Here is a 16,465-nt window from a genome sequence, read left to right as displayed (position 1 = left end):
TCCCGTGGTCGCGGGGCCCGGTTTCCGCTCTCGGCCGCGGGAGTGCTAGTCTTTCTCGTCGGTGCTTCGGTGCCGTTGGTGAGCGCGAGTGGCGGAATAGGCAGACGCGCACGGTTCAGGTCCGTGTGCCCGAAAGGGCGTGGGGGTTCAACTCCCCCCTCGCGCACCAGAGACACAGCCCCCGATCGGAATCCGGTCGGGGGCTGTGCTGTTTCCGGGGGCTGTGCTGTTTCCGTGGGCTGTGCTGTTTCCGTGGGCTGTGCTGTTTCCGTGGGCTGCGTCGTTCCCGCGGGCTGTGTCGCTCCGAAGCACGGTTCACTCAGGCCTCCTGAAGCTCACTCGATCGGGAACTGCAGCTGTTCGCCGGGGCCCGGATCCTGCGGCGCTCGGTGGTGGCGTGTCTTGGCAGGGAATGCCGGTCCCGGCCCGTAGGACACCGCCGGTCCGCGTTCGGGTCCTGGAGATTTCGCGAGCAGATCGCGCTTGATGAGGTCTGCGATGAGGCGCGATGTCGACTGGGAGTCGAGGTCGAGGAGAACGCGCACCATCCGTGCGTTGACGACCCCGGTCTCTCGGAGCAGATCGATGATCTTGCGGTCCAGCTGATCGGTCGTTCGCCGACGGTAGGTGACGGCGGCTCCCAGGGCCGCGAGGGGGCCCTCCCGAAGGCGATACCGCGGCAGAGTCCTCCTCGAGGTCTCCCGGGTCGGTTCGAGCAGCGGCACGCGCTCCGAGTCCAGTCGCTCCAGGACCGACTGCGCTTCCGAGACCCCTGACTTCTGCAGTACGGGCACGAGCTGCTCAGCGGTGACCGTGCGCTGAGTGAGGAGCGTGAGCAGGATCGTCATGGTGTCAGCGTCCTCGGTCTCCTCCGGCGGAAGTGTCGCCACGAAACGAGTGAGAGCGGAGTTCGGGGCACCTCCGATCAGAGTCACGCGCACGTGATCGCCTTCGGAGAGGAACGACGGCGGCTGGTGCCCTAGTCGTGCCATCTCGGCGTACATCTTGTCGACACCCGATCCAGCCGTCTCGGCGTAGCCGAGTGTCCGGAGCGCGCCGGCGAGCTGGCCGTTCCTCGGACGCGATGACGTCGTCAGGACGTTGTCCGCACGTACTCCGCTGACGAAGCCGCCTGGAGAGGTGACGACGAGCTGGGTCTGCGTGTGCTCGATGGTGACCCGGCCACGACCTCGGTAGTCCCGGTGCATCGCGGCGTTGACCACCACTTCACGAATGGCGGCTTCGGGCAGGTCGGCGATGTGAAGCTGCTGGCCCTTCCCGATCGAGAGAGGCGTCGTGTCGATCCGTGCACTGATCAGCTGGAAGAGCTGCTCGAGCAGGAGCACGAGAGGGCCGGAGAGCTGCTCGTTAGCCGTCAGGGTTCCGGCGGGAGTCCTTCGGTGGACATAGGAGAAGGTCGCCGCCAGGGCGTACTCGTCCGTGACGAGCAGCGCGCCGGCGTTGGTGAGCCGACCGTCATCGGTCACCACGCCGAGGCCGCGGAGGACGTCGATCTCGTGCGCCTGCTGTGCCAGCCTCCGGCTCGTCGGTGACGCCGCCCGCTCCAGCAGCCGTCGCACAGCCGCCATTGCGAGCGGATCAGAGGCGGACGCCATCGTTCCGGACGCGTCCGCCGACCAGTCCTGACCGCGTCGCTCGGCGATGACGGAAGCGATGCGATCCGTGGACATCGGAGTGCACGCATCTCCGATGCGCTCGGTGGGGATGCGGCTCTTCACGCTGTGCACTGTGACGCTCGCCGGCACGTCGACCACGACGACCGGAGCACCGTCGAACATCCGAGTCGACACGTCGACGAGCAGGCTCGGCTCCGTCAGTTCGAAGATGCGGGATCGAGTCCGCTCGGGATCGAGGCGAGACCCCACGACGGCGTCCGGTCCTGCGACGCGGTCCTGCACGCCGACGATGACCAGGCCCCCCGACGCGTTCGCGAAACACGCCGCTGCCTCAGCGATGTTGAGGACGTCGTCGTCGGCGGATCGGCCGTCGGCCTTGAAATCGAGGTTCTGGTTCTCGAGTGAGTGCGCGGTCGACCCCGCGTTCAGTCGCCGCATCGCCTCCTCGAAGACCACGATCGAAGTTTCTCGCAAGTTTTCACCGATCCTGACTGTGTAGGGCTTGATAAAACTACTGCGAAAGCCGGTCGAGACGAGCTGTGGGCGCGAGAGCCGTGATCGCGGTGGCGAGCAGGGTCCGAGTGACACCCCGGAGAGGGCACTCGATCGGAGTCGGAGCGACCCGGATGCACGCAACGCCCTCGTCATGACGGGCAGAGTGGACACCGGGGGTGGGGCTCGTGTTCACCGGGCGGATGCCGCGGGTGGGCACTGTCGGCGACATGATCGCTCTCCGCGCCGACGTCGGCGGCCTCGACTCGCGGGCGCTGCCCGAGCTGCTCCGCCGACTCCGCCGGCACCGGCACGTGCAGGTGGGCGGGCGTCAGTGGATCGCGGTGCTGCCCGAGGTCGGCTCGGTGCTCCTCACGGACGGCGCCGAGCTCGTGCTCGACGTGCTGGTGGAGCGGCGCGCGCTGCTGCCGATCGTCATCGACGCCCTCGAGGCGGAGCTGCGGCGCGACGGCTTCCGCGAGCGGCTCGCCCTCCGCTGGTCGACCCCCGACGCGGTCCCCGTCCCCTTCCGCTGACGCCCGGCGCCCCCCGCGAGATGCCACTTGTGCACGCCTTTCACGGCGTGTCGCGTGCACAAGTGGCATCTCGCGGAGGGGGAGAGGGGGGCGGGGGTCAGCGGCGGGTGAGTTCCACGACCGGGATGGTGCGGGTGGTCTTGGCCTCGTAGCCCTTGAAGCCGTCGGAGGCGTCGGTGAAGCGCTTCCAGCCGGCGTCGCGCTCGGCGCCCTCGAGGACACGGGCGCGGACGGGGACGGTGCCGTCGTCGGGGGTCTCGATCACGGTGTCGGGGTTCGCCTCGAGGTTGTGGAACCAGGCGGGGTGCTTCGGGGCGCCGGCGGCGGAGGCGGCGATCAGCCAGACGTCGTCGGAGGGGTGCAGGCCCATCAGCGGGGCGATGCGCTCCTCGCCGGATCGCGCGCCGGTGTGGTGCACGAGGACGAGGCTGCGGCCGAAGCCCGCGGTCGTCACCGTGCCGCCGTTCGCGCGGAACTCCGCGATGATCTGCTCGTTGAAGTCGGCCATGCTCGTGCTCCTCGACGTCGGTGTCAGGCGCGGGCGCCGAGGGCGTCCGTCCGCGAGCCGGGGCCGGACGCGGGAGGCGGCTCCGAGCCGCCGACCGCCGCCGCGGGATCCGCGAGCGCGCGACGCCAGGGTAGCTCCGCGGCCCCCACCAGCTCCAGCCTCGATCGCAGCGCCGCGCGCTCGATCCGGACACCGCGGGCGAGGTCGCTGAGGGCGCGCGCCGAGACGCGGGCGGCGAGGCGCTCGCGGTCGACGGTGAGCAGCGAGCCGAGGAAGCCGCCGAGGACGACAGCGGTCGGGTTGAAGAGGTTGATGTAGGTCGAGAGGCCCTCGGCGAGCAGGTCGACCTGGCGGGCCACCTCCCCGAGGACGGCGGGGTCGCGGGAGGTGCCGAGCGCGATGTCGAGCTCGTCCTGATCGAGGACGCGGGCGCCGAGCACGTCGAGGAGGGAGCGCATCCGGACCTCCGCCTCGAGGCAGCCGTGCCGCCCGCAGCCGCAGAGGCGGCCGTTCACGGCGACGAGGGTGTGGCCGAGCTCCGCCGCGAACCCGGAGGAGCCCTGCAGGGGAACGCCGCCGATGATCACGCCGCCGCCGATGCCGCTGGCGCCGCCGGTCACGTAGACGACGTCGGCGACGCCCCGTGCGGCTCCGAACAGCGACTCGCCGATCGCGCCGAGCGTGGCGTCGTTGCCGACCGAGACGGGGAGGTCGAGCGCGCGGCTGAGCTGCGACGCGAGGTCGACGTCGCGCCAGCCGAGGTGCGGCGCGCGGTGCACGAAGCCCGAGTCGGCCTGCACGAGGCCCGGCACGGCGACGCCGGCGCCGAGGAGGACGCGATGGGTCTCCCGCTCGGCGCGGAAGCCGGCCACGATGCCGCTGACCACGCGGACGACGGTCGCCGGGCTCGCCGGCTTCGGGGTGTCGAAGCGGACGCGGCGGAGGAGGTCGCCGTGCAGGCCGACCAGGCCGACGATGATCGCGTCGGTGTCGAGGTGGACGCCGACCATCGCGAAGGTGCGGCCGGGGACGACCGTCGCGCTCGGGCGGCCGATGCGGCCGTCGGAGGCGGTGGTCTCCTCCTCCACCCAGCCGAGCTCGCTCAGCTCGCCGACGAGGTTGGCGACCGCCGAGCGGTTCAGGCCGGTCAGGCGGCCCAGCTCGGCGCGGCTGATCGGTCCGGAGCGGTGCACCAGGGTCGCGATGGCGGCGAGGTTGTGCCGACGGAGCAGAGCGTTGCTCGATGCTCCGACTGCTCCTGCCATGCTGCTCAGCCTCTCGTCGGCGCGATGGGGCACCGGTCCGGGGATGCGCTCGGGCGCGGGCCCTCCGTGGAGAGAGCACGCGCCCGAGCACGGTGCAGGGAGGAGAGAAGGCTAGCGCCCGCCCGCCCTCCTCTTGTTGAAGATGTCGAACGCGACGGCCAGCAGGAGCACGAAGCCCTTGATCGCCATCTGCCACGCGGCGTCGACGGAGAGGATCGACAGGCCCATGTTGAGCACGCCCATCACGAGACCGCCGATGACCGCGCCGACCACCGTGCCGACGCCGCCCTGGACGGCCGCGCCGCCGATGAAGACCGCGGCGATCGCGTCGAGCTCGTAGTTCTGACCGGCGGAGGCGACGGCGCCGCCCGCGCGGGCCGTGCTCACGATGCCCGCGACGCCGGCCAGCGCTCCCATGTTGACGAAGATGAAGAAGTTGACCCACTTCGTCTTCACGCCCGACATCATCGCGGCGAACAGGTTGCCGCCCATCGCGTAGATGTGGCGGCCGAAGACCGTCCGCCCGAGCACGAAGCTGTAGGCGAGGATCAGCACGGCGAGCACGATCAGGATGATCGGCGTGCCGCTGTAGCCCGCGAGCAGCCAGGCGAGGGCCATGATCGCGACGACCGCGACGACGGCCTTCACGTAGAAGGAGGCGATCGGCTCGCGCGGGAGCTCGAGACGGCGCAGCGTGGCGCGGGTGCGCACCTGCTGCACGACGAGGGCGACGCAGACGAGGAGCCCGAGCAGCAGGGTGAGCGCATCCCGGCCGGCGATGCCGCCGAGCACGCCCGGCAGCCAGCCCGCGCCGATCGCGGTGAACTCGGTCGGCAGGCCGTTGATCGTGCCGCCGGTGAGCAGGACCAGGGTGAAGCCGCGGAAGATCAGCATGCCCGCGAGGGTCACGATGAACGCCGGTATCCCGACGAAGGCGACCCAGAAGCCCTGCCAGGCGCCGACGGCGGCGCCGGTGACCAGGGCGACGATCACGGCGGCCCACCAGGGCAGGCCCCAGTTGTTCATCGCGATCGCGGAGATGGCGCCGACCATCGCGACGACCGAGCCGACCGAGAGGTCGATGTGGCCGGCGATGATCACCATCACCATGCCGATCGCGAGGATCAGCACGTAGGCGTTCTGCTGGATCAGGTTGTTGACGTTGCCCGGCAGCAGCAGCCGGCCGTTCGTCAGGACCTGGAAGAGCAGGATGATGATCGCGAGCGCGGCGAGGATGCCGTACTGGCGGAGGTTGATGTTCAGTCGGCGTGCCCGCTTGGGCGGCGTCGACGGCGTGCTCGCCGGCGTTCCGCTCGGGGCTGTCGTGGTCGTGGCGCTCATCGGGCCTGTTCCTTTCCGGCGGTCATGTAGTGCATGAGGTGCTCCTGGGTGGCGTCGGCACGGTCGATCTCGCCCGTGATGCGCCCCTCGGAGATGGTGTAGATCCGGTCGGCCAGCCCGATCAGCTCGGGCAGCTCGGACGAGATGACGACGACCGCCTTGCCCTGGGCCGCGAGCTCGTTGATGATGCCGTAGATCTCGTACTTGGCTCCCACGTCGATGCCGCGGGTGGGCTCGTCGAGGATCAGCACGTCCGGGCCCGAGAAGATCCACTTCGAGAGGACGACCTTCTGCTGGTTGCCGCCCGAGAGCTTGCCGGTGACGGCGGAGACGCTCGGGGCCTTGATGTTCATCTTCGAGCGGTACGAGTCGGCGACCTTGTACTCGCGGTGCTTGTCGATCACGCCGAGGCGGGCGAGCCGCGAGAGCGCCGCGGCCGACACGTTGACGGTGATGTCGCCGATGAGGTTGAGGCCGTAGCGCTTGCGGTCCTCGGTCGCGTAGGCGAGGCCGTTGCGGATCGCCTCCTCGACGGTGCGCGTCTGGATCTCCTTGCCGTCCTTGAAGACGCGGCCCGAGATGCCGGTGCCGTAGCTGCGACCGAAGATGCTCATCGCGAGCTCGGTGCGCCCGGCGCCCATCAGCCCCGCGAAGCCGACGATCTCGCCGGCGCGAACGGTGAAGGAGGCGTCCTCGACGACGACCCGGTTGATGTCGACCGGGTGGTGGACCGTCCAGTTCTCGACGCGGAGCTTCTCCTCGCCGATCTGCGGATCGCGCGGCGGGAACATGCTGTTGAGGTCGCGGCCGACCATCGCGCGGATGATCCGGCTCTCGGAGGCGTCCTCGCCGGCCATCGCGAAGCTCTCGATGGTGCGGCCGTCGCGGATGATCGTCACCGTGTCCGCGATGGCGCGGATCTCCTTCAGCTTGTGGCTGATGATGATGCAGGTGATGCCCTGGCGGCGCAGCTGGTCGATCAGGCCGAGCAGGTGGTCGCTGTCCTCGTCGTTGAGCGCGGCGGTGGGCTCGTCGAGGATGAGGAGCTTCACCTCCTTCGCGAGCGCCTTGGCGATCTCGACGAGCTGCTGCTTGCCGACGCCCAGCTCGAGGATCTTCGTCGCCGGGCTCTCGGCGAGGCCCACGCGGGCGAGCAGCTTGGCCGCCTCCGCGTTGGTGGCGTTCCAGTTGATGACGCCGCGGGTGGACTTCTCGTTGCCGAGGAAGATGTTCTCGGCGATCGAGAGGTAGGGGCTCAGAGCGAGCTCCTGGTGGATGATGACGACGCCGTCGGCCTCGCTGTCGTTGATCGAGCGGTACTGCGCCTGGCGGCCCTCGAACTCGATCGAGCCCTCGAAGCTGCCGACGGGGTAGACGCCCGAGAGGACCTTCATGAGCGTCGACTTGCCGGCGCCGTTCTCGCCGCAGATGGCGTGGACCTCGCCCGGCTGGACCGAGAGCGAGACGCCGTCGAGGGCGCGGACGCCGCCGCCGAACTCCTTGACGATGTCGCGCATGATGAGGATGGGACTGGCCAACAGGGCCTCACTTCGTTGTGCAGAGGATGGGTGGGACGCGGAGAAGAAGGGGGAGAAGGGCGGGGTGGGGGAGGATCACTCCTCCCCTGCCCCGCCCGACCGATCAGAGTCCGACGTCGCCGGCCTTGAGGAAGCCGGAGTCGACGAGGACCGACTGCACGTCGTCCTTCGTGACGACCTCGGGCTCGAGGAGGAAGGACGGGACGACCTTCTCGCCGTTGTCGTAGGTCTTCGTGTCGTTCACCTCGGGCTCGTCGCCCGCGACGATCGACTGCACCATCTGGAAGACGCGGTCGCCGAGGGTGCGGGTGTCCTTCCAGACCGTCATCGACTGCTCGTCGGCGAGGATCGCCTTGACGTTGGCCTTGTCGGCGTCCTGCCCGGTGATGATCGGGTAGTCGGCGCCGGGCGCGTAGCCGGCGGACTTCAGCGAGGCCTCGATGCCGATCGCCAGGCTGTCGTTGGGGGAGAGCACCACGTCGACCTTCTGGTCACCGGTGTAGAAGGAGGAGAGGCGGTTGTCCATCTCGGACTGCGCCTTGTCCGAGGCCCAGCCCTGGATGCCGATGGAGGCCCAGTCGTCGTCCGAGGCGGGCGACTTGCCGGACGGCACGACGAGCTTGCCGCTCTCGATGTAGGGCTGCAGGACGTCCCACGCGCCGGAGAAGAAGAACTTGGCGTTGTTGTCGTCGGGGCTGCCGGCGAAGGGCTCGAGGGTGAAGGGACCCGCGGCGTTGGCGAGGTCGAGGGTCGACTCGATGTACTGGCCCTGGAGCTGGCCGACCTTGTAGTTGTCGAACGTCGCGTAGTAGTCGACGTCGGCGGTGCCGTTGATCAGTCGGTCGTAGGCGATGACGGTCGCGTTCTGCTTCTTCGCCTCGGCGAGGACGGGGGCGAGCGCCTCGCCGTCGATGGCCGCGACGACCAGGATCTTCGAGCCGCCGGCGATCTGGTTCTGGATCTGCGAGATCTGCTGGTCGGTCTTGTTGTCGGCGTACTGCAGGTCGACGGTGCAGCCGTCGCCCTCGAGCTGGGACTGGAGGCCCTCGCCGTCGTTGATCCAGCGCTCGAGGCTGCGGGTGGGCATCGAGATGCCGACGGTGCAGTCGCCTTCGGCGCCCGCGCCGGCAGCGGCGCCGCCCGAGTTGGCGGGGCTGGCGGAACAGGCCGCGAGGCCGAGGGAGATGATGCCGGCGGCGGCCAGCGTGGTGATGCTGCGGGAGAACTTCATGGAGTGCATTCCTCTCTGAAAGCAGTGTCCGAGGATGAGGACGGCGCGAGAGCGTGCAGGTGGGAGCACGTCGTCGTGTCGTCGCCCGGGAGGGGCGGGGAGCCCCGAGGGGCTTTGTCCACGGAGACAACATATTGCGCGTGCACCGGTCTGTAAAGCGCGGCGGGAGATCGATCCGCGGCGTTGCCGAACCGTGACCTTCCGCCGGTGTCTCCGCGCCAGCGCTGGGTGAGACCGCTCTCAGGAGGAGGCACGAAAGAGGGGACCCCGGGCACGAGCCGAGCTCGTTCCGGGGTCCCCGTGTTCTGCAGCGCCGTTGTCAGAGCCAGCGGCGCAGGCCCGGCCGCTCCAGGACGCCGGCCAGGGTGCGGTTCCGGGTCCGCAGCATGCGGACGAGGAGACCGGCCGCGGAGATCCGCGAGCAGGTCGCCGCGAAGGCGAGGACGAGGCCCGAGAGCAGCGCCATCACCGGGTACTCGTCGATGAGCTGATCGGCCGACCAGTACATCAGCAGCGTCGCGAGCGAGGCGAGCGCGGCCGGCGCGGTGAGGATCCCCGCGATCAGCGCGACGCCCAGCCCGATCTCGACGAGCGGCGTGACGAAGCCGAAGAGACCGGCCTGATCGTGCAGGATCGTCGACGCGAAGAGCTGGAAGTAGTCGGGCACCCGCCCGTTCTCCGCGGCGCCGTCGGCGACGAGGAGGATGTCGGAGGCTCCGAATCCGGATCGCAGCTTGATCGCACCCTCGTTGATACAGAGCAGGCCCAGGGCGACGCGGACGGCGGTGCCCAGGGCCGCGGCCGCCCAGCGCCACCCGGGCCGCGTCACGAGAGCTTCGCCGCGCCGAAGACGGCCTTCGCCTTGTCGCAGTGCACGACGACGTAGGTGTAGTCGGCGGCGTCGCCCACGTCGAAGGACTGGGTCTTCGTGTCGTAGGAGACCGGGCCCAGCTCGACTCCGGCGCTCACGGCCTTCTCGTCGGTCCCGTTCGTCAGGTAGAGGTGCAGGTCCGGGCCCTCGTCGGAGGAGAAGCCGCTGAGGTCGACCGTCTTTCCCGACACGGTCGCGGTGCCGGTGACCTTCTTGCCGTTGAGGCCCTCGAACGCGCCTTCGCGGCTCTCGCCGGCCGGCGCGACCGTCGACGGCGCCGTGGTCTTCGCGGCGGCGGAGCTGGAGCTCGTGGACGACTGCGAGGCGGTTCCGGTGGCCGGCGCGCAGCCGGTCAGGACGCCGGCCACGAGGACGACTCCGGCGATCGCCTTGGGGAGCAGGTGACGGGACATGGGGTGTTCCTCTCGTTCTGGCTCTCCGGGTCGGGGTGACCGGGAGAGCGGAAGGGCGACCGGAGGGGAGCCGGTCGCGACCTCGGGCGGGCCGTAGCGGAGTGTGGGAACGGCGCGGCCCGCCCGAGGAGTGCGGGAAGGGTCAGTTGACCTTCGAGATGGCGCAGGACTTGAAGCCCGAGTTCGCGTTGACCTGCACGTTGTAGGAGTGCCCGGCCTCGAACGTGTAGCCCGATCCGACCGGGCAGGCGTACTGCTCACCCGGTGAGGCGACGTCGCTCTGCGCGGAGTAGCCGTTGATCAGCACCTGCGAGGTGGTGAAGGACTTCTTCCCGCCGCTGAAGATCGAGTCGAGGCTGCTGCTGTTGATCACGTACGGGGTCGCGGGGTTCTTGGCGGACGCCGAGGTGCCGAACGACTCGTTGGCGCCCGGGCTCAGTGCCGAGCCCCACTTGTTGCCGAAGATCCAGTACTGACCGTCGACCACGAGCGTGGCCGAGGCGTAGGCGCCCGAGTCGGGGCTGTCCGGGCCGGTGTTGCTCACCTGGAGGAGGAAGTACGGGGCCGGTGCCGGCGCGGCCGCCCCGAAGAGCGCGACGCTGAAGGCGCCGGGAACGGCCGAGGCGTCTCCCCAGGCCGCGGGCGCGTAGTCGTTGTTGAGCGACCACTGCATGACGCCGGTCACGTGACCGTAGAGCTCGGGCTTCGCCTTCATCGCCTTCCACTGCCCAGCGAGGTCGGCGAGCACCGCGGCCTGGTCGTAGGCGGCGGCGCCGGAGCCGCCGAAGACGTTGTTCGCGGTGCCGCTGGCGCCGGCGTTGCTGACCTGGCCGATCACGATCCTCGTGCCCTCGCCGATGCACAGCGAGGTGGCGGCGGAGCAGTCGGACCGCACCGCGCTGTTCAGCGCATGGGCGATCGTGCTGAAGAAGCCGGGGTCCTTCTCGGCGGCGCCGCCGACCGTCCAGCCGCCGGTGTTGTAGGTCTGGGCGAGCAGGTAGTCGACCGTGCCGCTCTTCAGGAGCGGACCGAACTGGTCGTTCGCGCCGTCGTGGACACCGGAGGTGAGGGTCAGGTTCGTCGGCGCGGCCGGGTCCACCTCGGTCCCGCTGCTCAGGTAGACCTGCGGCGCGACGGCGAGGGAGAGGCCCGCGCCCTTCACGGTCGCGCAGAGGGCGCTGATCGTCGGGGCGTCGATGCCGTTCTCGAGGTCGAGGTCGACGCCCGTGATGCTCCCGCCGCTGAGCTTCGCGTTGTAGTCCTCGATCTGCGCGAGCAGCCGGGAGCCGACGGCGCTCGCCGTGCCGGCGTTCACGGTGTCCCGGGTGACGGTCTGCCCGCCGAGGCTGAGCAGGTTCACCGTGCCCCTCGCCTCCTGGTCGATGACCTTCTGCATCGCCGCGAGGGTCGCGGGATCGGCCGTGCTGCTCGCCGGGTCGGCGAAGGCGAACACGATCACGTTCGAGGCGGCGATGCCGGCCGGATCGATCTGCGCCAGCGAGCCGGTGGCTCCGAGCTGGAGGTAGGAGACGCGGAGGTCAGGGACGGCGGTCGCGGTGTCGGCGACGGCGGCCGGTGCGGCACCGCCCACGGCGACGGCGCTCGGAACGGCGACAGCGGCGGCGAGGGCGGCGGCGGCCAGGAGGCGGCGGCGGAGTCGTGGTCTCATTCTCGGGTGTCCCTTTCGTGGGTGGGGAGGGCGAGTGACGGTCGCGGCGGACGACGATCTGAACCGGCCTCGTGGGCGGCAGAGCGGTTTTCGCGGGGTCGACATCGATGGTGAGCCGACCGCGCGGCGTCCCGAAATCTCTGGCACGGATCATCGGAGATGGCGGGAACGGCTGATGAGGCTCGGTGATCCATGTCCGGAACCTGAAAGTGCTCTTCGTTCATGAGGACGTATATAAAGGTCGATGCTTGCGTATAGAAAGACATCCATCCGCGGAAAGACGGGGAATCGAAGATGGCGGAGATCAGCTGATTCGGCGGGGAATCACTCAATTGGCGCCGGACTTGAATTCGGCGCCCTCTCTCCTGTTACACTCACCGCTCGGTCACCCCGCAGCAGTCCCCGTTCAGCGTGCGGATGAGCAGGTGGTGGCTTTGAGAATTCACATGTCCTGCCGTCGCGGACGTGTGGCGAGTGGATCCCGTTCCGGGCGCTCGTAGCCGATCCTCGAGATGGAACTGCAGTGATGAAAGAGACCCACCCGTCCACGGACTCCCCCCTCAGGCCGAGCTCGCCCTGCCGCATCGATCGGCAGCGCTTCAGCGGCCCGGGCGCTGAGAAGGCGATCAGCGAGTGGATGGGAGTCGGTGAATTCCATCCGCGGAGTCGAGAGGCGTTCGAGGCGGAGTCGGAGCGGGTAGTCATCGATCAGGTGAGTGCTCAGCGGCTGACTGCCCGCGCCAATTACTTCACCTCTCCGGATTCGAGTTCCCTCGGATTCCCGAGAAGCAATCGCATCGAGATCGTGGCGCTGATCGAGGGTGAGTGCTTCATCTCCGTCGGCACTCAGCGCTATCGCCTCACGCGGGGCTCCATCGCCATCGCGGGCGGCGGCGAGCCGGTGTCCTCGGAGACCTACGACGTGACCGAGTGCGTCTTCATCAGCATTCCGGTCGATCAGCTGAGCGAGCGCTTCCGGGCCTCGGTCCCGCTCTACGGAGTGGAGGTGATCTCGCCGCCGCGACTGATGCGCCTGTTCCAGACCCTCTCGCACGAGCTCGCCTCGCAGGACTCGATCTCGCCGGACGCGTTCCGCGCGCAGCTCGCGCAGCTGACCGGGTTGATCGAGGCATCGCTCGCGAACCGGTCGCACCTCGCCGTCGGCGACCTCGATCGGATCAAGCTCTCCCGGGAGCACGTCGAGGGCTACGTGCGCGATCACCTCGCCCAGCGCGATCTCACCGTCGGCACCCTGGCCGAGGTCTTCCACACCAGTCCCCGCACGATCCACCGGCTCTTCGCGAGCGACGGACCGACCCTCTCCGAGTACATCCGGACCAGTCGCCTGACGGCGCTCGCCGCGGAGATCAGCGCGGCCGACAACCCGGACGGCTTCGAGGTGCTCGCCGCCCGGTGCGGACTGCACGAGTACGTGACCGCCGCCCGGCTGTTCCGCAAGGAGTACGGCCTGACCATGCGCCAGTTCTGGAAGGCGTACCGCCTGCGCTGAGGCTCGCGGCGCACCTCGGGCTCGTAGAATCACCTTCGGCTCGCCGGAACGCCGCGATCGTGCGTGCCGGAGCCGATCTCGCGAGCCGAGGGTGGGGGCCGGAGCATGACGAAGGGCCGCCTGCGCGTGCTGCTGGGAGCGGCGCCCGGCGTCGGCACGACGTCCACGATGCTCGAGGAGGGCGGCCGGCTCGCCGCCGAGGGCCGCGACGTCGTGATCGCGGTCGTCGAGACGCACGGCCGCGCCGAGACCGCCGCGAGGATCGCGGGCCTCGAGGTCGTCCCGCGGCGCGCGGTCCTGCACCGCGGTGCGCGACTCGAGGAGATGGACCCGGTGGCGGTGCTCGCCCGCCGACCGGACATCGCGCTGGTCGACGAGCTCGCGCACACCAACGCTTCCGGCTCGTCGCACCGGAAGCGCTGGGAGGACGTGGCGGAGCTCCTCGACGCCGGCATCACCGTGCTCACGACCGTCGACATCCAGCACATCGCCTCGCTGAACGACGTCGTCGAGGCGATCACCGGGGCGCGGCCGCACGAGACGATCCCCGACGCCGTGCTCCGCGCCGCCGACCGGATCGAGCTCGTCGACCTCGCTCCGCAGGCGCTGCGCGACCGGCTCGCCGCGGGCCGCGTCTTCCCGCCCGAGCGGATCGACGCCGAGCTCTCGCACCGCTTCCGCCTCGGCACGCTTACCGCGCTGCGCGAGCTGGCACTGCTCTGGCTCGCGGACGAGGTCGACAGTGCGCTCCGCGACTACCGCGGCGAGCACGGCATCGACAGCACCTGGGCCGCCCGCGAGCGCGTGGTCGTGACGCTGACCGGCGGCTCGGAGGGCGAGACTCTGCTGCGCCGCGGTGCGCGGATCGCCGCGCGGGCCTCCGGCGGCGACCTTCTCGCCGTGCACGTGCTGACGCCGGACGGACTGCGGACGCCGCGCCCCGAGGTGCTCGCGACGCAGCGCGCGCTCGTCGAGTCGCTCGGCGGCAGCTACCACCAGGTGGTCGGCGAGGACGTGCCGCGCACCCTCGTCGCGTTCGCCCGCTCGGTGGACGCCACGCAGCTGGTGCTCGGCGTGAGCCGGCGCAGCCGCCTCGCCGCGGCGCTCACTCCGGGGATCGGCGCGACCGTGATCCGCGAGTCGGGCGACATCGACGTCCACATCGTCAGCCATTCGGCCGCCGGTCGCGCGGCGGTGCTGCCGCGCCTCGGCGGAGCGCTGACGCTGCGGCGCCGGCTCTTCGGCACGGCCCTCGCGCTGGTCGGCGGGCCGCTGGTCACCTGGCTAATGGCGAGCCTGCGGAGCGACGAGTCGATCACCAGCGACGTGCTCTCGTACCAGCTGCTCGTCGTGCTCGTCGCGCTGGTCGGCGGGCTCTGGCCCGCGCTGTTCGCGGCCGTCCTCTCGGGGCTGACCCTCGACTACTTCTTCGTCGATCCGCTCTACACGGTCTCCGTCGACGAGCCGCTGCACGAGCTCGCGCTCGCGCTCTACGTCCTGAACGCGGTGCTGGTCAGCGCCGTGGTGGACCGGGCGGCCCGGCGCTCCCGCGCGGCGAAGCGGTCCGGAGCCGAGGCGGAGCTGCTCGCGACGATCGCGGGCGGGGTGATCCGCGGCCAGGGTGCGCTGCAGGCGATCCTCGAGCGCGCGCGCGAGGCGTTCGGCCTCACCGGCGTCCGGCTGGTGCGGGACGGCACGGTGGTCGCCGCGGACGGCGAGCCGACGGCCGCGAGTGAGCCCGTGCGGATCCCGGTGGGCGCGCAGGCGGAGCTCGAGCTGCACGGCCGCGAGCTGGAGGGCAGCGAGCGGCGGCTGCTGCAGGTGGTCGCCGCGCAGCTCGACTCCGCGCTCGAGCGGGAGGCGCTGAGCGCGACGGCGAGCTCGCTGGCTCCGCTGGCCGAGACCGATCGGATGCGCAGCGCCCTGCTCTCGGCGGTCAGCCACGACCTGCGCCGGCCGCTGGCGGCCGCCACCGCCGCCGTCTCGGGGCTGCGCTCGCGCGACGTGGAGTGGAGCGAGGGCGACCGGGCGGAGCTGCTCGCGACCGCGGACGAGAGCCTCACCACCCTGGGCGCGCTGGTCACCGACCTGCTCGACGTGACCCGGCTCGAGGCGGGAGTGCTCGCCGTGTCGCTCGCGCCTCTGGACGCGGCCGATGTCGTGCTGCCCGCGCTCGACGAGCTGGGGCTCGGTCCGGGGGAGGTCGACCTCGACCTGGATCCGGACGGGCCGGAGCTGCTCGCCGACGGCGTGCTGCTGCAGCGGGTGGTGGTGAACCTCCTGGCGAACGCGGTGCGCTACGCGCCGGAGGGGACCCGGGTGCGGGTGTCGACCAGCGTCTTCGGCGGCACGGCGCAGCTCCGGATCGTCGACCACGGCCCCGGGATCGCGCCCGAGCGCCGGGAGGAGGTCTTCGTGCCGTTCCAGCGCCTGGGTGACGACGACAACACGACCGGGCTGGGGCTGGGGCTCGCGCTGTCGAAGGGGTTCACCGAGGGGATGGGCGGGACGCTCGAGGCCGAGGACACCCCGGGCGGCGGGCTGACGATGGTGGTGACGCTGCCGGTGGTGGCGGACGACGCGGCCGCCCGGACCGATGCCGCCCAGACCGATGTCGCCGAAACCGATGCCGCCGAGCTGCGGGCCCCGGGCACCGATGCTTCGGGAGGAGCCGCATGAAGATCCTGATCGCCGACGACGACCCGCAGATCCTGCGCGCGCTGCGGATCACCCTGACCGCCCGCGGCTACGACGTGGTCACCGCGGGCGACGGGACCGAGGCGATCAACCGCGCCATCGACGAGCGGCCGGACCTCTACATGATCGACCTCGGCATGCCGCGGCTCGACGGGGTCGAGGTGATCCAGGCGCTGCGCGGCTGGACGAGCGCGCCGGTGCTGGTCGTCTCGGGGCGCACCGGGTCGGCCGACAAGGTCGGTGCCCTCGACGCGGGAGCCGACGACTACGTGACCAAGCCGTTCTCGATGGACGAGGTGCTCGCGCGCATCCGGGCCCTGTCGCGGCGCGTGCAGCCGGCCGAGGGCGAGCCGACGGTCAGGATCGGCGACGTGACCGTCGACCTCGCGGCGAAGAGCGCGATGTGCGGCGGCGCCGCGGTGCGGCTCACGCCGACGGAGTGGCAGGTGCTGGAGATCCTCGTGCGGAACGCGGGCAAGCTGGTCACCCGGCGCTCACTGCTCGACGAGATCTGGGGGCCGACCCACGTGACCGACACCGGCTACCTCCGGCTCTACCTCGCGCAGCTCCGCAAGAAGCTCGAGCCCGATCCCGCGCACCCGCGGTTCCTGCTGACGGAGGCGGGGATGGGCTACCGCTTCGTGCCGGGCGAGGACGCGGCGGCGCGGTAGGCGCGCAGACGGACACCGGTCGGCAGCGATGCACAGCCCGGCGCCGTCGGCCCGGCCGGGGCTGCGGAACGAGCTCTCGGTGACGG

General features: G+C 70.6%; 13 protein-coding genes and 1 tRNA gene. 5 read left to right on the top strand and 9 right to left on the bottom strand.

Translation table 11 applies throughout. The features are described from left to right. Positions 1-82 precede the first annotated feature (82 nt). Positions 83-169, top strand: a tRNA-Leu gene (locus EDF45_RS10900). A 166-nt stretch (positions 170-335) separates the two neighbouring features. On the opposite strand, the gene EDF45_RS10895 is transcribed toward EDF45_RS10900, so the two are convergent. After that, the gene (locus EDF45_RS10895; protein WP_185020150.1) at positions 336-2,093 is read right to left on the bottom strand and encodes an ATP-binding protein; all 1,758 of its coding nucleotides are present in this window, start codon (positions 2,091-2,093) and stop codon (positions 336-338) included. Positions 2,094-2,341: 248 nt separating this feature from the next. Between EDF45_RS10895 and EDF45_RS10890 the strand changes: the two genes are divergently transcribed. Continuing rightward, entirely contained in the window at positions 2,342-2,665 is a 324-nt protein-coding gene (locus EDF45_RS10890) for a hypothetical protein (protein ID WP_148070828.1), read from the top strand. Positions 2,666-2,762: 97 nt separating this feature from the next. Here EDF45_RS10890 and EDF45_RS10885 read toward each other — a convergent pair whose 3' ends face one another. The 8 genes from EDF45_RS10885 to EDF45_RS10850 form a co-directional block, all read right to left on the bottom strand. Next, the gene (locus EDF45_RS10885; protein ID WP_123736168.1) at positions 2,763-3,173 is read right to left on the bottom strand and encodes a nitroreductase/quinone reductase family protein; all 411 of its coding nucleotides are present in this window, start codon (positions 3,171-3,173) and stop codon (positions 2,763-2,765) included. 23 nt (positions 3,174-3,196) lie between these two features. Next, positions 3,197-4,438 (bottom strand): ROK family transcriptional regulator, encoded by a 1,242-nt coding sequence (locus EDF45_RS10880; RefSeq protein ID WP_123736169.1) that lies wholly within the window; start codon positions 4,436-4,438, stop codon positions 3,197-3,199. Between the two features lie 111 nt (positions 4,439-4,549). Continuing rightward, on the bottom strand, positions 4,550-5,779 hold the full coding sequence (mmsB, locus tag EDF45_RS10875; RefSeq protein ID WP_123736170.1) for a multiple monosaccharide ABC transporter permease: 1,230 nt from the start codon (positions 5,777-5,779) through the stop codon (positions 4,550-4,552). Beyond that, positions 5,776-7,296, bottom strand: coding sequence for a multiple monosaccharide ABC transporter ATP-binding protein (gene mmsA, locus EDF45_RS10870; protein ID WP_123447230.1), 1,521 nt, complete (start codon positions 7,294-7,296; stop codon positions 5,776-5,778). The genes mmsB and mmsA overlap by 4 nt, the downstream gene beginning before the upstream one ends. Positions 7,297-7,420: 124 nt before the next feature. Then, positions 7,421-8,548: a multiple monosaccharide ABC transporter substrate-binding protein gene (gene chvE / locus EDF45_RS10865; protein ID WP_374204751.1), complete on the bottom strand. Its 1,128-nt coding sequence runs from the start codon at positions 8,546-8,548 to the stop codon at positions 7,421-7,423. 319 nt (positions 8,549-8,867) lie between these two features. Further along, a complete protein-coding gene (locus EDF45_RS10860; RefSeq protein WP_185020149.1) occupies positions 8,868-9,377 on the bottom strand; it encodes a DoxX family membrane protein in 510 nt (169 codons plus the stop codon). Continuing rightward, positions 9,374-9,832 (bottom strand): DM13 domain-containing protein, encoded by a 459-nt coding sequence (locus tag EDF45_RS10855; RefSeq protein ID WP_123736172.1) that lies wholly within the window; start codon positions 9,830-9,832, stop codon positions 9,374-9,376. Before EDF45_RS10855 ends, EDF45_RS10860 begins: the two co-directional genes overlap by 4 nt. Positions 9,833-9,974: 142 nt before the next feature. Continuing rightward, complete coding sequence (locus EDF45_RS10850) at positions 9,975-11,501, bottom strand: hypothetical protein (protein ID WP_123736173.1); 1,527 nt, start codon at positions 11,499-11,501, stop codon at positions 9,975-9,977. 526 nt (positions 11,502-12,027) lie between these two features. Here EDF45_RS10850 and EDF45_RS10845 point away from each other — a divergent pair. From EDF45_RS10845 to EDF45_RS10835, 3 genes are all read left to right on the top strand, one after another. Next, positions 12,028-13,011 carry a helix-turn-helix domain-containing protein gene (locus EDF45_RS10845; RefSeq protein ID WP_123736174.1) on the top strand — a complete coding sequence of 328 codons (984 nt, stop codon included), beginning with the start codon at positions 12,028-12,030 and terminating at the stop codon, positions 13,009-13,011. 105 nt (positions 13,012-13,116) lie between these two features. After that, positions 13,117-15,690, top strand: a complete 2,574-nt coding sequence (locus tag EDF45_RS10840; protein WP_123736175.1) for an ATP-binding protein — start codon at positions 13,117-13,119, stop codon at positions 15,688-15,690. Further along, complete coding sequence (locus tag EDF45_RS10835; protein WP_123736176.1) at positions 15,687-16,379, top strand: response regulator; 693 nt, start codon at positions 15,687-15,689, stop codon at positions 16,377-16,379. The genes EDF45_RS10840 and EDF45_RS10835 overlap by 4 nt, the downstream gene beginning before the upstream one ends. Positions 16,380-16,465 lie beyond the last annotated feature (86 nt).

The sequence above is a fragment of the Rathayibacter sp. PhB186 genome (assembly GCF_003751825.1).
Lineage (GTDB): Bacteria > Actinomycetota > Actinomycetes > Actinomycetales > Microbacteriaceae > Rathayibacter > Rathayibacter festucae.
Note: the sequence above shows the minus strand (reverse complement) of the source record. Positions and strands in the feature narration are given on the sequence as shown.